Here is a 15,631-nt window from a genome sequence, read left to right as displayed (position 1 = left end):
CGGAAGGGGACTTACGAACCTTTGTACGCAGCGGGCGCTTCGGCCGGCGAAACCGGAACGGGCGTGGCCGGTGCGAAGCTCGCGGCCGGCGGGATTGCCGCCGTGGCCGCTGGCGCGTTCATGGCGCCCGGCGCCGAGCCCGGGACCATGCCCGGCGGCGCCGAAGCGGGCGAGTGCGGCTGGTTGCGGCGGTCGCGTTCGTCGACAAGGCGGTCGATGTCGCGGACCTCGCTCTTGGTGCCGCTCGGCGGTGCGCTGACGACCGTGCGGCGCTTGCGCTCGGTCGCGGCAAGCCTGGCCTTCTGCTCGGGCGAAAGCTGCTGATAGTCTTTCCAGGCGCGCTGGCGCGCCTGCGCCGGCAACTCCTTGGACACCTGATAGTTTTCGCGCGCGACGCGCCGCTGCTCGGGGGTCATGCGGACCCACTCGGTCATGCGGTCATGCAATCGCTTTTGCGCATCTGGCGTCAACTTCGGGTAACGACTGGCGATTTTCAGCCATTTCTTGCGGCGCTCGTCGCTGAACTTGTCCCATTCGACGGCGAACGGCGCGAGTGCCGTGCGCTGCGCGTCGGTAAGATTGATCCAGGCGAGCGGACCCTTGCGGCCCGGCAGGGGCGCAAATGCGGTGGCGATCGAGGTTTCTACCGAGGCTCCGCTGGCCGGCGCGCTGGCCGCGACACCGGGCGCGGGCTCGGGGTGAAAGCGCGGATAGGTGGCCACATACGACACGAGTGCCGCGACTACCGATCCGATCGCTACGGCCAGGCCGCGCTTGTAGCTCACCCCGTGCGTCTCCCCGTTAATGCGATCGCGACAGGTAGGCGTTGAAGCCGTGATCGAGATACGCCGTGAGCGGCAGGTCGTCGCTCAGCATGGCGGCGTCGATATCGGCAAGCTCGGCCGTGCGCTGCTGGTCCTCGAAGTACGCGATGGCGAAGAGGCCCGCCACGAGCACGACGAGCGGCCACGCGAGCACGAGGCGCGCGAGCGGCGAGCGGCGGCGCGGTGCGGCAAGACCACCGGGTATTCCAGTGGAAGCGCCAGCAAGAGCGCCGACAGCGGCACCGGCAGGCGCGAGCGCCGGCACGCGCACGAACACCAGCTCGGCCTTCTTGTGGGCGAGCGCGGTACGGCGGGCGGCGGCGAGACGATCCGTAGCGGAGGCGGGCAGGCTGGCGGCACTCTCGTCGAGGGCACGGCGCAGCTCCCGCACGAACTCTAGTTCTTTGTTTTCGAGAGTGGAGCTCATAGCGTGATTCCTTTCGCCTTGAGCGCTTGTGCCAGCGTGTGGGTGGCCCGGGAGCAGTGCGTTTTCACACTGCCTTCGGAGCAGCCCATCGCGGCGGCAGTCTCGGCGACATCCATATCTTCCCAATAACGCATGAGAAACGCCTCCCGTTGACGTGCCGGTAATTTCTGGATTTCTTGATCGATCAGGTTGAGCACCTGTTCCCGTTCCAGCTGCTGCTCGCTGCTTTCTGCGCCCGCGGATCCCTGCTCGGCCTCGAAGGTTTCGAGGGGGTCGAAGTCCTCGTCGTCGGCGTTGCCGAGCGAAGAGAACAGGCTTACCCAAGTATTGCGTACTTTTTGCCGGCGAAAAAAATCATGTGTCGCATTTTGCAGGATGCGCTGAAACAGCAGCGGGAGTTCTGCTGCGGGTCGGTCTCCGTATTTTTCCGCGAGCTTGATCATCGCGTCCTGCACGATGTCGAGCGAGGCGTCGTCGTCCCGCACGGCGTAGACCGTCTGCTTGAACGCGCGTCTCTCGACGCCCGCCAGAAAATCGGCGAGTTCTTTGTCTGATGCCATCCGTTGCGGGGCGCCGCCACCAGAGCGTGCGCGTAATCGTTCGAAAAATGTCGTAAAACTCGCGGATCCTAGCAAATTTTCGCGCTCGCGGGGTAATGGCGCGGCCAAACACCCAGGGTTGCGTCAGCCTTCCGTCAGTCTCGGGTCCTGCACAGGCTGCAAGAATTGCTTGACCAGTGGGGCACGAGCCGCTATCTTCGACGGTTCGCAACATAAGTGACTTGTCTCAATTCGGATGTGGCCCAAGAGGCTCATCTGTCAACTGGACGCGCCGCTTGAACCCGAGCCACAAGCCCGGCAGAGAGCACCCGATCAATTTTTTGCCGAAAATTCGAAAGGTGAATGATGAATATGCCCAGCGCGGAATTCTCCACGTCGGTCCCCCCCGTTTCAAACGAATCTGACCCTCATGGCCAGCAAGGCCAGTCCATCGGCGGAACCGTGCTGATGAAGGCGCTCGCCGACGAGCAGGTCGAATTCATCTGGGGTTATCCCGGCGGCTCGGTACTCTACATCTACGACGAGCTGTACAAGCAGGACAAGATTCAGCACGTGCTCGTGCGCCACGAACAGGCAGCCGTGCATGCGGCCGACGCCTACTCCCGCTCGACCGGCAAGGTCGGCGTGTGTCTCGTGACTTCGGGCCCTGGCGTCACCAATGCGGTGACGGGCATCGCGACGGCCTATATGGATTCGATCCCGATGGTGATCATCAGCGGCCAGGTGCCTACCGCCGCGATTGGTCAGGACGCCTTCCAGGAGTGCGACACGGTCGGCATCACGCGTCCCTGCGTCAAGCACAACTTCCTCGTGAAGGACGTGCGCGACCTCGCCGCCACCGTCAAGAAAGCTTTCTACATTGCGCGCACCGGCCGTCCCGGCCCCGTGCTGATCGACATTCCGAAGGACGTGTCGAAGATGCCGTGCGCCTATGAGCCGATCAAGAACATCGCGCTGCGCTCGTATAACCCGGTCACGAAGGGCCACTCGGGGCAGATCCGCAAGGCGGTTTCGCTGCTGCTGACGGCCAAACGCCCGTATATCTACACCGGCGGCGGCATCATCCTCGCGGATGCGGCGCGCGAACTGAACCAGTTCGCAGACCTGCTCGGCTACCCGGTCACGAACACGCTGATGGGGCTGGGCGGCTATCGCGCGAGCGACCGCAAGTTCCTCGGCATGCTCGGCATGCACGGTACGTTCGAAGCCAACATGGCGATGCAGCACTGCGACGTGCTGATCGCGATCGGCGCGCGCTTCGACGACCGCGTGATCGGCGACCCGGCGCACTTCGCGTCGCGTCCGCGCAAGATCATTCACATCGACATCGACCCGTCTTCGATCAGCAAGCGCGTGAAGGTCGACATTCCTATCGTCGGCGACGTGAAGGAAGTGCTCAAGGAGCTCATCGAGCAGCTTCAGCACGCCGAGCACGGCCCCGATACGGCCGCGCTCGCCGACTGGTGGAAGGACATCGAAGGCTGGCGCGAGAAGAACTGCCTGAAGTTCGATCGCAGCAGCGAGATCATCAAGCCGCAGTACGTGGTGGAAAAGGCGTGGGAGCTCACGGGCGGCAACGCGTTCGTATGTTCGGACGTGGGCCAGCACCAGATGTGGGCCGCGCAGTTCTACCGCTTCAACCAGCCGCGCCGCTGGATCAACTCGGGCGGCCTCGGTACGATGGGCTTCGGCCTGCCGGCGGCGATGGGCGTGAAGATGGCGCACCCGGACGACGACGTGCTGTGCATCACGGGCGAAGGCTCGATCCAGATGTGCATTCAGGAGCTGTCGACCTGCAAGCAGTACGACACGCCCGTGAAGATCATCTCGCTGAACAACCGCTACCTCGGCATGGTCCGCCAGTGGCAGCAGATCGAATACAGCAAGCGCTATTCGCATTCGTACATGGATGCGCTGCCCGACTTCGTGAAGCTCGCCGAAGCATACGGCCACGTCGGCATGCGGATCGAAAAGACCGCTGATGTGGAGCCGGCGCTCAAGGAAGCGCTGCGCCTGAAGGACCGCACGGTGTTCCTCGATTTCCAGACCGACCCTTCCGAAAACGTCTGGCCGATGGTTCAGGCCGGCAAGGGCATCACCGAGATGCTGCTCGGTTCGGAAGACCTGTAACGGTATTTGCACGGCGCCGTGACCATTCCGCGCGGCGCGCGCCCACACAACGGGCGCGCGGGTTCGCGGGAACGCACGGCATCACGCTAACTGGATAAATCGCGGAACCCATCATGAGACACATCATTTCCGTTTTGCTGGAAAACGAGCCGGGCGCGCTCTCGCGCGTGGTCGGACTCTTCTCCGCACGCGGCTACAACATTGAAACCTTGACGGTGGCGCCGACCGAAGACCGTTCGCTGTCGCGCATGACCATCGTTTCCATTGGCTCGGACGACGTGATCGAACAGATCACGAAGCATCTGAACCGCCTGATCGAGGTGGTGAAAGTGGTCGACCTGACCGAGGGCGCCCACATCGAGCGCGAGCTGATGCTGATCAAGGTCAGGGCGGTCGGCAAGGAGCGTGAGGAAATGAAGCGGATGGCGGACATTTTCCGCGGCCGCATCATCGACGTCACCGAAAAGACTTACACGATCGAGCTGACGGGGGCGAGCGACAAGCTCGACGCGTTCATCGAAGCGATCGACGCCACCGCGATTCTCGAAACCGTTCGCACGGGCGGCTCGGGCATCGGGCGCGGGGAGCGCATTCTGAAGGTGTGACGACACCGCGCCATTCGTCGGATTCACCTACTGCAGTACCGGATTTCTCAATTTTTTCGCTTATTTTTGTACTCTCGCCAGGGAACAGACATGAAAGTTTTTTACGACAAGGACGCCGACCTCTCCCTCATCAAAGGCAAGCAGGTCACCATCATCGGTTACGGCTCGCAGGGCCACGCGCACGCGCTGAACCTCAAGGACAGCGGCGTGAACGTGACGGTCGGCCTGCGTAAGGGCGGCGCTTCGTGGAGCAAGGCCGAGAACGCCGGCCTCGCGGTCAAGGAAGTCGCCGAGGCCGTCAAGAACGCCGACGTCGTGATGATGCTCCTGCCCGACGAGCAGATCGCCGACGTGTACGCGAAGGAAGTGCACGCCAACATCAAGAACGGCGCTGCGCTGGCGTTCGCGCACGGCTTCAACGTCCACTACGGCCAGGTGATCCCGCGCGCCGATCTGGACGTCATCATGATCGCCCCGAAGGCGCCGGGCCACACGGTTCGCGGCACCTACTCGCAAGGCGGCGGCGTGCCCCACCTGATCGCTGTCCATCAGGACAAGTCGGGCGCGGCGCGTGACGTCGCCCTGTCGTACGCGGCAGCGAACGGCGGCGGCCGTGCCGGCATCATCGAAACGAACTTCCGCGAAGAAACCGAAACCGATCTGTTCGGCGAGCAAGCCGTGCTGTGCGGCGGTACGGTCGACCTGATCAAGGCTGGCTTCGAAACGCTGGTGGAAGCGGGCTACGCGCCGGAAATGGCGTACTTCGAGTGCCTGCACGAGTTGAAGCTGATCGTCGACCTGATCTACGAAGGCGGCATCGCGAACATGAACTACTCGATCTCGAACAACGCCGAATACGGCGAGTACGTGACGGGTCCGAAGATCGTGACGGCCGAGACGAAGAAGGCAATGAAGCAGGTGCTGACCGACATTCAAACGGGCGAGTACGCGAAGAGCTTCATCATCGAAAACCGCGCTGGCGCCCCGACGCTGCAGTCGCGTCGCCGCCTGACGGCCGAGCACCAGATCGAGCAGGTCGGTGCGAAGCTGCGCGCGATGATGCCGTGGATCGCCGCGAACAAGCTCGTCGACCAGTCGAAGAACTGATCTGACGTTGCCCGGGTGGCCCGGCGGCCAGCGAATATTTCGTAACGCCGCCGCGCTGCCGTCAGTTCCGACAAAAAGCCGCCCAGGTGGGATGAAGCCTGGGCGGCTTTTGCTATCCTACGGTTTTTAAAAAAACACCGAAGCCACCATGAATTACCCTCACCCGATCATCGCCCGCGAAGGCTGGCCGTTCATCGCCATTGCGGCCGTCGTGGCGCTCTTGATCCACGCAGTCGCAGGGTTCGGCCTCGCGTGGCCGTTCTGGCTGATCCTCATTTTCGTCGTGCAGTTCTTCCGCGATCCGCCGCGCCCGATCCCGACCCAGGCCAACGCCGTGTTGTGCCCGGCCGACGGCCGCATCGTCGCCGTCGAAACTGCGCACGACCCGTATGCGAACCGCGAGGCGCTCAAGATCAGCGTGTTCATGAACGTGTTCAACGTGCACTCGCAACGTTCGCCGGTCGATGGGGCCGTTGCGAAGGTCGAGTATTTCCCCGGCGCGTACCTGAACGCGGCCATCGACAAGGCTTCGACGGAAAACGAGCGCAACGCCGTCGTGCTGACGATGGCCGACGGCACCGTCGTCACCTCGGTGCAGATCGCGGGCCTCATCGCGCGCCGCATTCTTTGCTACGTGCGCTCGGGCGAGCCGCTCTCGCGCGGCCAGCGCTATGGCTTCATCCGCTTCGGCTCGCGTGTCGACGTTTATCTGCCCGTGGGCAGCCGTCCGCGCGTGTCGATTGGCGAGAAGGTGTCCGCGTCGTCGACGATCCTCGCTGAACTGCAAACGCAATCGGCCTAAGGAGGGTTGCGATGGCCGGACTCAAACCGCGTCGTCCCCGCAACGGCCCAGGCGGTCCGCTGCCGCGGCCGTTTCGCCGCAACAAGGCATTGCAGGACCCGCCGATGGGCGTCGCCGCCACGCGCCGCGCCGCTCGTCAGCAGTTCCTGAAAAAGCGCGGCATCTACCTGCTGCCCAACGCGTTCACCACGGCCGCGCTGTTTTGCGGCTTCTTCGCCGTGGTGCAGGCAATGAACGTGCGCTTCGAAGTGGCGGCCATCGCGATTTTCGTGGCGATGGTGCTGGACGGCATGGACGGGCGCGTCGCGCGCATGACGCACTCGCAGAGCGCGTTCGGCGAGCAGTTCGACAGCCTTTCGGACATGGTGTCGTTCGGCGTCGCGCCCGCGCTCGTGATGTACGAGTGGGTGCTCAAGGATCTCGGGCGCTGGGGCTGGCTCGCGGCCTTCGTGTACTGCTCCGGCGCGGCGTTGCGGCTTGCGCGTTTCAACACCAACATCGGCGTGGTCGACAAGCGCTTCTTCCAGGGCATGCCCAGCCCGGCGGCCGCGGCGCTGATCGCCGGCTTCGTGTGGCTGTCCACCGACAACCGCGTGCCGGTCAAGCTCGCCTGGCTGCCTTGGGTCGCCTTCGTGCTGACGATCTATGCAGGCGTGACGATGGTGTCGAACGCGCCGTTCTACAGCGGCAAGGCGCTCGACGTGCGGCACCGCGTACCGTTCGCGGCGATCCTGCTCGTGGTGGTGGCGTTCGTGCTCGTCTCGTCCGATCCGCCGCTGATGCTGTTCGGCCTGTTCGTGCTGTACGGCCTCTCGGGCTACGTGTTCTGGGCCTGGCAGGCCGCGCGCGGTCGCGCCAATCCGGCGCGTTCCTCGCCGCGCGACCGGTAGCGCCGGCGCGGTTCACACGATTGGCACGACCGGGCATCGTCCGGCGCATCGTTCAGGATCCGGGGGCCGCTTTTTGCGGCCCCGGTCGCTTCCGGCGCTCGTTGCTACGGCTGGCCCCACCCCCGGGCCTCATCCGATTGCGCTATCGGCCGAATCCGGCTATAGTCGGCGGCATGGCAACGATCTCGTTCCCCCTTCTCTCTCTTCAAGCCGGTGCGCACCTAAGCGCGCTAGCTCTAGCGCGCCTGCCGCGCTGATCTCGCTCGCCCTCCGTAAGCCTCGTTCATTGTCAGCGTCGCCATCGGTGGCGCGAACACCCGAAATCCGTTTTAGACACTGAACAAGTCCCCTGGAGACCCGAAATGGCAGCAGACAAGCTCATCATCTTCGATACGACGTTGCGTGACGGCGAGCAGTCGCCCGGTGCGTCGATGACGAAGGAAGAGAAGATTCGCATCGCGAAGCAGCTCGAGCGCATGAAGGTCGACGTGATCGAGGCGGGCTTCGCGGCCAGCTCGAACGGCGACTTCGACGCGATCCACACGATCGCCGGCATGATCAAGGACAGTACGATCTGCTCGCTCGCCCGCGCCAACGACAAGGACATCCAGCGCGCCGCCGACGCGCTCAAGCCCGCCGACCACTTCCGCATCCACACGTTCATCGCCACTTCGGCGCTGCACATGGAGAAGAAGCTGCGCATGTCGCCCGAGCAGGTGCTCGAGCAGGCCAAGCTGGCGGTGCGCTTCGCGCGCAAGTTCACGAACGACGTGGAATTTTCGCCGGAAGACGGCAGCCGCTCGGATCTCGACTTCCTGTGCCGCGTGCTCGAAGCCGTCATCAACGAAGGCGCCACGACGATCAATATCGCCGATACGGTCGGCTACGGTATTCCCGAACTGTACGGCAACCTCGTGAAGACGCTGCGTGAGCGCATTCCGAACTCGGACAAGGCCGTGTTCTCGGTGCATTGCCATAACGACCTCGGCATGGCCGTGGCGAACTCGCTGGCCGGCGTGCAGATTGGCGGCGCGCGCCAGGTGGAGTGCACGATCAACGGTCTCGGCGAGCGCGCGGGCAATACCTCGCTCGAAGAAATCGTCATGGCCGTGAAGACCCGCAAGGACTACTTCGGCCTCGACCTCGGCCTCGACACCACGCAGATCGTGCCGGCTTCGAAGCTCGTTTCGCAGATCACCGGTTTCGTCGTGCAGCCGAACAAGGCCGTGGTGGGCGCGAACGCGTTCGCGCATGCCTCGGGCATTCACCAGGACGGCGTGCTCAAGGCGCGCGACACCTACGAGATCATGCGCGCGGAAGACGTGGGCTGGAGCGCGAACAAGATCGTGCTCGGCAAGCTCTCGGGCCGCAACGCGTTCAAGCAGCGTCTGCAGGAACTGGGCATTCAGCTCGACAGCGAAGCCGAGCTGAACAGCGCCTTCGCGCGCTTCAAGGAACTGGCTGACCGCAAAGCCGAGATCTTCGACGAAGACATCATCGCGATCGTCACGGAAGAGTCGGCCGAGGCGCAGGAGAAGGAGCACTACAAGTTTCTCTCGCTCGCGCAGCACTCGGAGACCGGCGAGCGTCCGCATGCTCGCGTCGTGTTCTCGGCCGACGGCAAGGAAGTGACGGGCGAGGCGGCCGGTAACGGCCCGGTCGACGCGACGCTCAATGCCATCGAGACCGAAGTGGGCAGCGGCTCCGAACTGCTTCTGTACTCGGTGAATGCGATCACGACCGGTACCCAGGCTCAGGGCGAAGTGACCGTGCGTTTGTCGAAGGCCGGCCGTATCGTGAACGGTGTGGGCACCGATCCGGATATCGTCGCCGCTTCGGCGAAGGCGTATATCTCGGCGCTCAACAAGCTCTACTCGGGCGACAAGCTCAATCCGCAGCGTTCGTAAGCGGCGGCGCGGCCCGTTGCGTCTGCCGCCTCGGGGCGCAAGGCAAACCCCCCGCGCATGAGTGCGCGGGGGGTTTGCTTTTGGGCGAGATATCGCCGCGGATTAGAAGAAACCGCGGCGCTCGTCCGGGTCGTGCAGCGGATCGGGCGTCTTCTGCATGAGCCGAAGAACGCCGTCGTCGTCGAAGTAGAAGCTGTAGAGCATGTACCAGATGTCGTCGTCCAGATACCGGTACGTCCACGTCTGCCGCTTCATCAACGGGTAGTAGGACGTGTCTTCGGGGCGGCCGAAGTTCACGAGCACGTCGGCGCGCGTCCACTTGCCGATCTCGGCGCGATAGAACTCGCTGTTTTGCAGCACCTGGCGCACGTTCACGACCTTGCCGCCCGCGTCGATGTCGGCGGCGACGGTCGTCTCGCCCATCGGCTGGGTTGGCCACATCAGGCGCTTGCCGCCGTTCGGCAGGTCATAGATTTCGCTCGGCGGCCCAAAGCGGGCGATCACGGCCTGCGCGTCGTCGCCCGTATGGAATCGCTGCCAAGGCTGCACGCATCCGGCGAGCGCGAGCGCTCCGAGGCCGGCTGCCAGCGCGCGGGTAAAGCGGTTGAGCATGGAATCTCCCAAAGGCTATGTTCCGAAGAACGCCATTGTTATCAATGCCCTATTTTGACACGCAATGGCGCCTGGGCTTGCGGCATTGACACCCCGCATCCTATGATCCGCGCTTCGTCCGCGCCGGGTATCGCATTGGGCCGCATGGGGGCGGGCGCGACATTGGAGGAAGAGGGGATGAAGGCACGAATCGGTCGAGCGGCGACGGGGCTGCGGGCACAGGTGATCGCGCTTGCGATGACGTTCGGGACTGCGCTTGGGGTCGCGCTTGGGGCTGCGCCTGGGGTCGCACTTGTCGCCGCATCGGCGGGCGCGTCGTCCGCTCAGGCGGCCGAGGCGCAGGATCCGCCAGGCGCGCCGATCCAGCTCGCGTTGATCGAGGGCATGTCGGGACCGTTTGCCGACGCCGGCGCCGCCGTCGAGCGCAGTCTTCGCTTCGGCGTGGAGCGCGTGAACGCGCGCGGCGGCGTGACGCTGCGCGACGGCCGGCATCCGCTCGAGCTGGTCGTGCTCGACAGCAAGGGCAGCGCGGCGACGGCGCTGATCCAGTTGCACGCCGCCGCCGACCGGCACATCGGCTTCGTCCTTCAGGGCAACAGCTCGGCGGTGGCGGCGGCGCTCGTGACAGCCGTCGAGCGCCAGAACGCGCGCGAGCCGGATAACCGCCAGGTCTTCCTCAACTATTCCGCCGACGACCCCGCGCTCACGAACGCGAACTGCAGCTTCTGGCATTTCCGCTTCGACGCTCACGCCGGCATGCGCATGGATGCGCTCGCGGATGTGATCGCCGCCGATCGCTCCATCAGGAGGGTCTATCTGCTGAACCAGGATTACAGCTTTGGTCACGATGTGAGCACGCTCGCGCGCACGGCGCTCACCCGGCGGCGGCCGGACATCGCGATCGTGGGCGACGAATTCCACCCGATCGGCCGCGTCAAGGACTTCACGCCTTACATTGCGAAGATCCGCGCCTCCGGCGCCGACGCCGTCGTCACGGGCAACTGGGGCGACGACCTCACGCTGCTGGTGAAAGCCGCGCGCGAACAGGGGCTCGACGCGAAGTTCTACACGTTCTACGGCAACAGCCTCGGCGCGCCGGCAGCGCTGGGCGACGCGGGCGTGAAGCGCGTGATCGCGGTGGCGGACTGGCATCCGAATGCCGGCGGCAGCGCCTCCGACGCCTGGTATGCCGCATTCCGCGCGCGCTACCCGGCGCCGCGGGACGATTACCCGTTGCTGCGCGTGGAGATGCTGGTCGAGATGCTGGCGCAGGCTATGACCCAGGCCGGCACGGCCGACCCGACCACGGTGGCGAAGGTGCTGGAAGGGCTGCGTTTCATGGGCGACGAAAGCGGCTTCCATCCGATGTGGATGCGGGCCGACGACCATCAGGTGATCCAACCCCTTTATGTGATGCAAATGGACAAGGCGGGCACGCCGGGCGTGCGCTACGACAACGAAGGTTCGGGCTACGGCTTCCGCACGGTGCGGGAATTGGCGCCGCAGCAGACCGTGCCGCCGACGACGTGCCACATGGATCGGCCCTGAGCAGGGCGCCTGGGTTCGCGGCGAATCCGGCCTGTGCTACAATGCGCGCTTCGCCGCAAAAAGATGTGATCCCTGAATGCAGCCCGCGGCGAAGTAAATCCACGGCACGGCCTTTCTTCCGTGACCGCCCGTTAGCTTTAAAGGAAAAGCAAATGTCCGTAGCAGATATCAAGAAGTCCGACATCGTCGCGCAATTCGCGCGCGGCACCGGTGACACGGGTTCGCCCGAAGTTCAGGTGGCCCTCCTCACGTCGCGTATCAACGAACTGACTGGCCACTTCAAGTCGCACGCGAAGGATCACCACAGCCGCCGTGGCCTGCTGCGCATGGTGAGCCGCCGCCGCAAGCTGCTCGACTACCTGAAGGGCAAGGACGCCGATCGTTACCGCGCGCTGATCGAAAAGCTGGGTCTGCGCAAGTAACCGGAAGGTCTTCCAGAAAGATGCCTGTGTCAGTTCCACTGATGCAGGCATTTTGTTTTTGAACGGTCCGCTTCGTGACACCCCGCACCGCTCTCGCGCGAGGCGTGGCGCATGGGCCGGATCGGCAGCACCAGAGTCGCATAAGCGGCTAAAAAACCGCTAAAACAGCAGCATCAGCAGGGCCGGTCCACGGGGCAGAGCTTTGTGTCATTCCAGCGGGTCACGCGCCGGGCGCACGCCTAACCCGCGATTCGCTGGAATGGCATAACACTCCTCTTCCTGCGCGGCACCGGTCCGTGTATTGCCGTGTCGTCTGCCCATGGCAGGCCACGCAGCATAACAACGAGTAAGGAGTGACTAGACCATGACCATGTTCAATAAAGTCGTGAAAGAATTCAAATGGGGCCAGCACAATGTGCGCCTCGAGACGGGTGAAATCGCCCGTCAGGCAAGCGGTGCCGTCATCGTCGACGTCGAAGACACCGTCGTGCTCGCGACCGTCGTCGGCGCGAAGACCGCCAAGCCGGGTCAGGACTTCTTCCCGCTGACCGTCGATTACATCGAAAAGACCTACTCGGCCGGCAAGATCCCGGGCGGTTTCTTCCGCCGCGAAGGCCGTCCGTCGGAAGGCGAAACGCTGATCTCGCGCCTGATCGACCGCCCGCTGCGTCCGCTGTTCCCGGAAGGCTATTACAACGAAGTCCAGGTCGTGATCCACGTCCTGTCGATCAACCCGGAAATCCCGGCTGACATTCCCGCGCTGATCGGCGCGTCGGCCGCGCTGGCGATTTCGGGCCTGCCGTTCAACGGCCCGGTGGGCGCCGCTCGCGTCGCCTACATCAACAACGAGTACGTGTTGAACCCGACGCGCGCCCAGATCAAGGAATCGCGCCTCGACCTCGTCGTGGCCGGCACCGAGCGCGCCGTGCTGATGGTGGAATCGGAAGCGGACCAGTTGCCGGAAGACGTGATGCTCGGCGCCGTGGTGTTCGGCCACGAGCAGATGCAAACGGCCATCGACGCCATCCACGAACTCGTGCGTGACGGCGGCAAGGCCGAGTGGGACTGGCAGCCGGCACCGAAGGACGAGGCGCTGATCGCGCGCGTCACCGACATCGCCTACAACGAACTGCTGGCCGCGTATCAACTGCGCGACAAGCAGCAGCGTTCGACCAAGCTGAAGGAAGTCTATTCGGCAACCTCGAAGAAGCTCGAAGAAGAAGCGGCGGCAGCCGGCACGACCGCGGCCGACAAGGCCACGGTCGGCAACATCCTGTTCGACCTCGAAGCGAAGATCGTCCGTTCGCAGATCCTGAACGGCGAGCCGCGCATCGACGGCCGCGACACGCGCACCGTGCGCCCGATCGAGATCCGCACGGGCGTCCTGCCGCGCACGCACGGCTCGGCCCTCTTCACGCGCGGCGAGACGCAGGCGCTGGTCGTGGCGACGCTCGGCACCAAGGGCGACGAGCAGATCATCGACGCGCTCGAAGGCGAGTACCGCGACCGCTTCATGCTCCACTACAACATGCCCCCGTTCGCGACCGGCGAAACGGGCCGCGTGGGTTCGCCGAAGCGCCGTGAAATCGGCCACGGCCGTCTCGCGAAGCGCGCGCTCGTCGCGTGCCTGCCGAGCGCCGAAGAGTTCGGCTACTCGATCCGTGTGGTCTCGGAAATCACCGAGTCGAACGGTTCGTCGTCGATGGCTTCGGTGTGCGGCGGCTGCCTCGCGCTGATGGACGCCGGCGTGCCGATGAAGGCGCACGTCGCGGGCATTGCGATGGGCCTGATCCTCGAAGGCAACAAGTTTGCCGTGCTGACCGACATCCTTGGCGACGAAGATCACCTCGGCGACATGGACTTCAAGGTGGCGGGTACGGAAGCCGGCGTGACCGCGCTGCAGATGGACATCAAGATCCAGGGCATCACCAAGGAAATCATGCAGGTCGCGCTCGCACAGGCGAAGGAAGGCCGCATGCACATCCTCGGCAAGATGACCTCGGCCGTTTCGGGCGTGAACACGGAATTGTCGGCTTACGCGCCGCGCATGATCACCGTCAAGATCAACCCGGAAAAGATCCGCGACGTGATCGGCAAGGGCGGTTCGGTGATCCGCGCGCTGACGGAAGAAACCGGCACGACGATCGACATCTCCGACGACGGCGTCGTGACCATCGCGAGCACGTCGAGCGAAGGCATGGCCGAAGCGAAGAAGCGCATCGAAAACATCACGGCCGAAGTCGAGGTGGGTCAGATCTACGAAGGTCCGGTCCTCAAGCTGCTGGACTTCGGCGCGATCGTGAACCTGCTGCCGGGCAAGGATGGTCTCCTGCACATCTCCGAGATCGCCAACGAGCGCATCAAGGACATCAACGACTATCTGAAGGAAGGCCAGATCGTGAAGGTCAAGGTCATCCAGACGGACGAGAAGGGCCGCGTGCGCCTGTCGGCCAAGGCGCTGCTGAACGAGGCAGCCGCCAATGGCGGCAACGGCGGCAGTGCACCGCAAGGCGAGCCGCAGCAATAATGCGGTAGCCTGTAACGGCCGGCAGCGCTTTGGCGCGCCGGCCGTTTTTCATGATGGAATGTCTGTATGGCATTGCTCATGCATGGAGCGGGCGCCGCGTGCGCAATGCCATCCAGACTCAGGGGGACGCGAGATGAAGGCTGTCGAGATTACCGAATTTGGTGCGCCGGACGTGCTCAAGCTGACCGAGCGTCCCATGCCCGAGCCGAAGCCGGGCGAAGTGCTGATCAAGGTCGCGGCGGCGGGCGTGAACCGGCCCGACGTGTTCCAGCGCAAGGGTTCCTATGCGCCTCCGCCGGGTGTCTCCGACCTGCCGGGGCTGGAGGTGGCGGGTGAAATCGTCGGCGGGACGATCGACGAGAAGAACAATCCGTTCGGCCTGAAGAGTGGCGACCGCGTATGCGCGCTGATCGCGGGCGGCGGCTACGCCGAATACGCCGTGGCGCCGCTCGGCCAGTGCCTGCCGGTGCCGAAGGGGCTCTCGGACATCGAGGCCGCATCGCTGCCGGAAACCTTCTTCACGGTCTGGACGAACGTGTTCCAGCGCGGCCAGCTTGGCGCGGGCGAGGGTGGCGCGAACGAGACGCTGCTCGTGCAGGGCGGTTCGAGCGGCATCGGCGTGGCGGCGATCCAGATGGCGCATGCGCTCGGTTATCGCGTCTTCGTCACGGCGGGCTCCGACGACAAGTGCCGCGCCTGCGAGCAACTGGGCGCGGAACGGGCGATCAACTATCGCAGCGAAGATTTCGTCGACGTGGTGAAGGCACTCACGAACGATCGCGGCGTGGACGTGATCCTCGACATGGTGGGCGGCGGCTATATGCCGCGCGAGCTGACCGCGCTGGCCGACGGTGGCCGCATTGTCCTGATCGCGACGCTAGGCGGCGCGAAAGCCGAGATCAATCTGCCCGAGATCATGCGTCGGCGACTGACGATTACGGGGTCGACGCTGCGCGCCCGGCCCGTCGATTTCAAGGCGCGGATTGCGCGCGACCTGAAGGAGCGCGTGTGGCCGCTGATCGAGGAGGGCCATATCAAGCCGGTCGTGTTCCGCGTGTTTCCCGCGGCGCAGGCGGCCGAGGCCCATGCGCTCATGGAAAGCAGCGAACATATCGGCAAGATCGTGCTCGATTGGGGCGATCAGGAGCAGCAGGGCTGAATTTCGCCGCCCTTATGGATGACAAAGGGCGCGAACGATGCGTCGCGGTTTGACCCATTTCGATTTCGCGCAGTAAAATTGCGTGTTTTGCGCCCGCTTTTAACAGCAACC

General features: G+C 64.4%; 14 protein-coding genes. 10 read left to right on the top strand and 4 right to left on the bottom strand.

What is annotated here, in order from left to right:
• Positions 1–11: 11 nt before the first annotated feature.
• From BAC01S_RS14895 to BAC01S_RS14885, 3 genes are read right to left on the bottom strand one after another with little or no spacing between them, the layout of a single operon-like run.
• Complete coding sequence (locus BAC01S_RS14895) at positions 12–785, bottom strand: DUF3106 domain-containing protein (protein WP_027795487.1); 774 nt, start codon at positions 783–785, stop codon at positions 12–14.
• 16 nt (positions 786–801) lie between these two features.
• The gene (locus tag BAC01S_RS14890) at positions 802–1,251 is read right to left on the bottom strand and encodes a DUF3619 family protein (RefSeq protein WP_027795486.1); all 450 of its coding nucleotides are present in this window, start codon (positions 1,249–1,251) and stop codon (positions 802–804) included.
• The gene (locus BAC01S_RS14885) at positions 1,248–1,811 is read right to left on the bottom strand and encodes an RNA polymerase sigma factor (protein ID WP_027795485.1); all 564 of its coding nucleotides are present in this window, start codon (positions 1,809–1,811) and stop codon (positions 1,248–1,250) included. Before BAC01S_RS14885 ends, BAC01S_RS14890 begins: the two co-directional genes overlap by 4 nt.
• A gap of 345 nt (positions 1,812–2,156) precedes the next feature.
• Between BAC01S_RS14885 and BAC01S_RS14880 the strand changes: the two genes are divergently transcribed.
• The 6 genes from BAC01S_RS14880 to BAC01S_RS14855 all read left to right on the top strand — a co-directional run bounded on the left by BAC01S_RS14880 (position 2,157) and on the right by BAC01S_RS14855 (position 9,252).
• Positions 2,157–3,941: an acetolactate synthase 3 catalytic subunit gene (locus tag BAC01S_RS14880; protein ID WP_027795484.1), complete on the top strand. Its 1,785-nt coding sequence runs from the start codon at positions 2,157–2,159 to the stop codon at positions 3,939–3,941.
• A gap of 113 nt (positions 3,942–4,054) precedes the next feature.
• Entirely contained in the window at positions 4,055–4,546 is a 492-nt protein-coding gene (gene ilvN, locus BAC01S_RS14875; RefSeq protein ID WP_027795483.1) for an acetolactate synthase small subunit, read from the top strand.
• Positions 4,547–4,636: 90 nt separating this feature from the next.
• Complete coding sequence (gene ilvC / locus BAC01S_RS14870; RefSeq protein WP_027795482.1) at positions 4,637–5,653, top strand: ketol-acid reductoisomerase; 1,017 nt, start codon at positions 4,637–4,639, stop codon at positions 5,651–5,653.
• Between the two features lie 148 nt (positions 5,654–5,801).
• On the top strand, positions 5,802–6,455 hold the full coding sequence (locus BAC01S_RS14865) for a phosphatidylserine decarboxylase (protein WP_027795481.1): 654 nt from the start codon (positions 5,802–5,804) through the stop codon (positions 6,453–6,455).
• Positions 6,456–6,466: 11 nt separating this feature from the next.
• Positions 6,467–7,345 carry a CDP-diacylglycerol--serine O-phosphatidyltransferase gene (gene pssA / locus BAC01S_RS14860; RefSeq protein ID WP_027795480.1) on the top strand — a complete coding sequence of 293 codons (879 nt, stop codon included), beginning with the start codon at positions 6,467–6,469 and terminating at the stop codon, positions 7,343–7,345.
• Positions 7,346–7,707: 362 nt separating this feature from the next.
• Complete coding sequence (locus BAC01S_RS14855) at positions 7,708–9,252, top strand: 2-isopropylmalate synthase (protein ID WP_027795479.1); 1,545 nt, start codon at positions 7,708–7,710, stop codon at positions 9,250–9,252.
• A 102-nt stretch (positions 9,253–9,354) separates the two neighbouring features.
• Here BAC01S_RS14855 and BAC01S_RS14850 read toward each other — a convergent pair whose 3' ends face one another.
• Entirely contained in the window at positions 9,355–9,864 is a 510-nt protein-coding gene (locus BAC01S_RS14850) for a hypothetical protein (protein WP_043202340.1), read from the bottom strand.
• A 237-nt stretch (positions 9,865–10,101) separates the two neighbouring features.
• On the opposite strand from BAC01S_RS14850, the gene BAC01S_RS14845 reads away from it, so the two are divergent.
• The 4 genes from BAC01S_RS14845 to BAC01S_RS14830 all read left to right on the top strand — a co-directional run bounded on the left by BAC01S_RS14845 (position 10,102) and on the right by BAC01S_RS14830 (position 15,520).
• The gene (locus tag BAC01S_RS14845; protein ID WP_084168591.1) at positions 10,102–11,412 is read left to right on the top strand and encodes a branched-chain amino acid ABC transporter substrate-binding protein; all 1,311 of its coding nucleotides are present in this window, start codon (positions 10,102–10,104) and stop codon (positions 11,410–11,412) included.
• Positions 11,413–11,564: 152 nt separating this feature from the next.
• Positions 11,565–11,834, top strand: coding sequence for a 30S ribosomal protein S15 (rpsO, locus tag BAC01S_RS14840; protein ID WP_027795476.1), 270 nt, complete (start codon positions 11,565–11,567; stop codon positions 11,832–11,834).
• 364 nt (positions 11,835–12,198) lie between these two features.
• A complete protein-coding gene (pnp, locus tag BAC01S_RS14835) occupies positions 12,199–14,361 on the top strand; it encodes a polyribonucleotide nucleotidyltransferase (protein ID WP_027795475.1) in 2,163 nt (720 codons plus the stop codon).
• Positions 14,362–14,494: 133 nt separating this feature from the next.
• Positions 14,495–15,520: an NAD(P)H-quinone oxidoreductase gene (locus BAC01S_RS14830; RefSeq protein WP_027795474.1), complete on the top strand. Its 1,026-nt coding sequence runs from the start codon at positions 14,495–14,497 to the stop codon at positions 15,518–15,520.
• The last annotated feature ends 111 nt before the right edge of the window (positions 15,521–15,631 follow it).

The sequence above is a fragment of the Paraburkholderia acidipaludis NBRC 101816 genome (genome assembly GCF_000684975.1).
In the GTDB taxonomy this organism is placed as follows: domain Bacteria; phylum Pseudomonadota; class Gammaproteobacteria; order Burkholderiales; family Burkholderiaceae; genus Paraburkholderia; species Paraburkholderia acidipaludis.
The sequence above is the reverse complement of the archived record's forward strand: the minus strand, read 5'-3'. Positions and strand labels throughout refer to the sequence as shown.

What these genes read in the sequence shown, in the direction of transcription:
- BAC01S_RS14890 (WP_027795486.1), bottom strand. Translation starts at nt 1,251, where the DNA reads ATGAGCTCCACTCTCGAAAACAAAGAACTAGAGTTCGTGCGGGAGCTG.
- BAC01S_RS14885 (WP_027795485.1), bottom strand. Translation starts at nt 1,811, where the DNA reads ATGGCATCAGACAAAGAACTCGCCGATTTTCTGGCGGGCGTCGAGAGA.
- BAC01S_RS14880 (WP_027795484.1), top strand. Translation starts at nt 2,157, where the DNA reads ATGAATATGCCCAGCGCGGAATTCTCCACGTCGGTCCCCCCCGTTTCA.
- ilvN (WP_027795483.1), top strand. Translation starts at nt 4,055, where the DNA reads ATGAGACACATCATTTCCGTTTTGCTGGAAAACGAGCCGGGCGCGCTC.
- ilvC (WP_027795482.1), top strand. Translation starts at nt 4,637, where the DNA reads ATGAAAGTTTTTTACGACAAGGACGCCGACCTCTCCCTCATCAAAGGC.
- BAC01S_RS14865 (WP_027795481.1), top strand. Translation starts at nt 5,802, where the DNA reads ATGAATTACCCTCACCCGATCATCGCCCGCGAAGGCTGGCCGTTCATC.
- pssA (WP_027795480.1), top strand. Translation starts at nt 6,467, where the DNA reads ATGGCCGGACTCAAACCGCGTCGTCCCCGCAACGGCCCAGGCGGTCCG.
- BAC01S_RS14855 (WP_027795479.1), top strand. Translation starts at nt 7,708, where the DNA reads ATGGCAGCAGACAAGCTCATCATCTTCGATACGACGTTGCGTGACGGC.
- BAC01S_RS14850 (WP_043202340.1), bottom strand. Translation starts at nt 9,864, where the DNA reads ATGCTCAACCGCTTTACCCGCGCGCTGGCAGCCGGCCTCGGAGCGCTC.
- BAC01S_RS14845 (WP_084168591.1), top strand. Translation starts at nt 10,102, where the DNA reads ATGACGTTCGGGACTGCGCTTGGGGTCGCGCTTGGGGCTGCGCCTGGG.
- rpsO (WP_027795476.1), top strand. Translation starts at nt 11,565, where the DNA reads ATGTCCGTAGCAGATATCAAGAAGTCCGACATCGTCGCGCAATTCGCG.
- pnp (WP_027795475.1), top strand. Translation starts at nt 12,199, where the DNA reads ATGACCATGTTCAATAAAGTCGTGAAAGAATTCAAATGGGGCCAGCAC.
- BAC01S_RS14830 (WP_027795474.1), top strand. Translation starts at nt 14,495, where the DNA reads ATGAAGGCTGTCGAGATTACCGAATTTGGTGCGCCGGACGTGCTCAAG.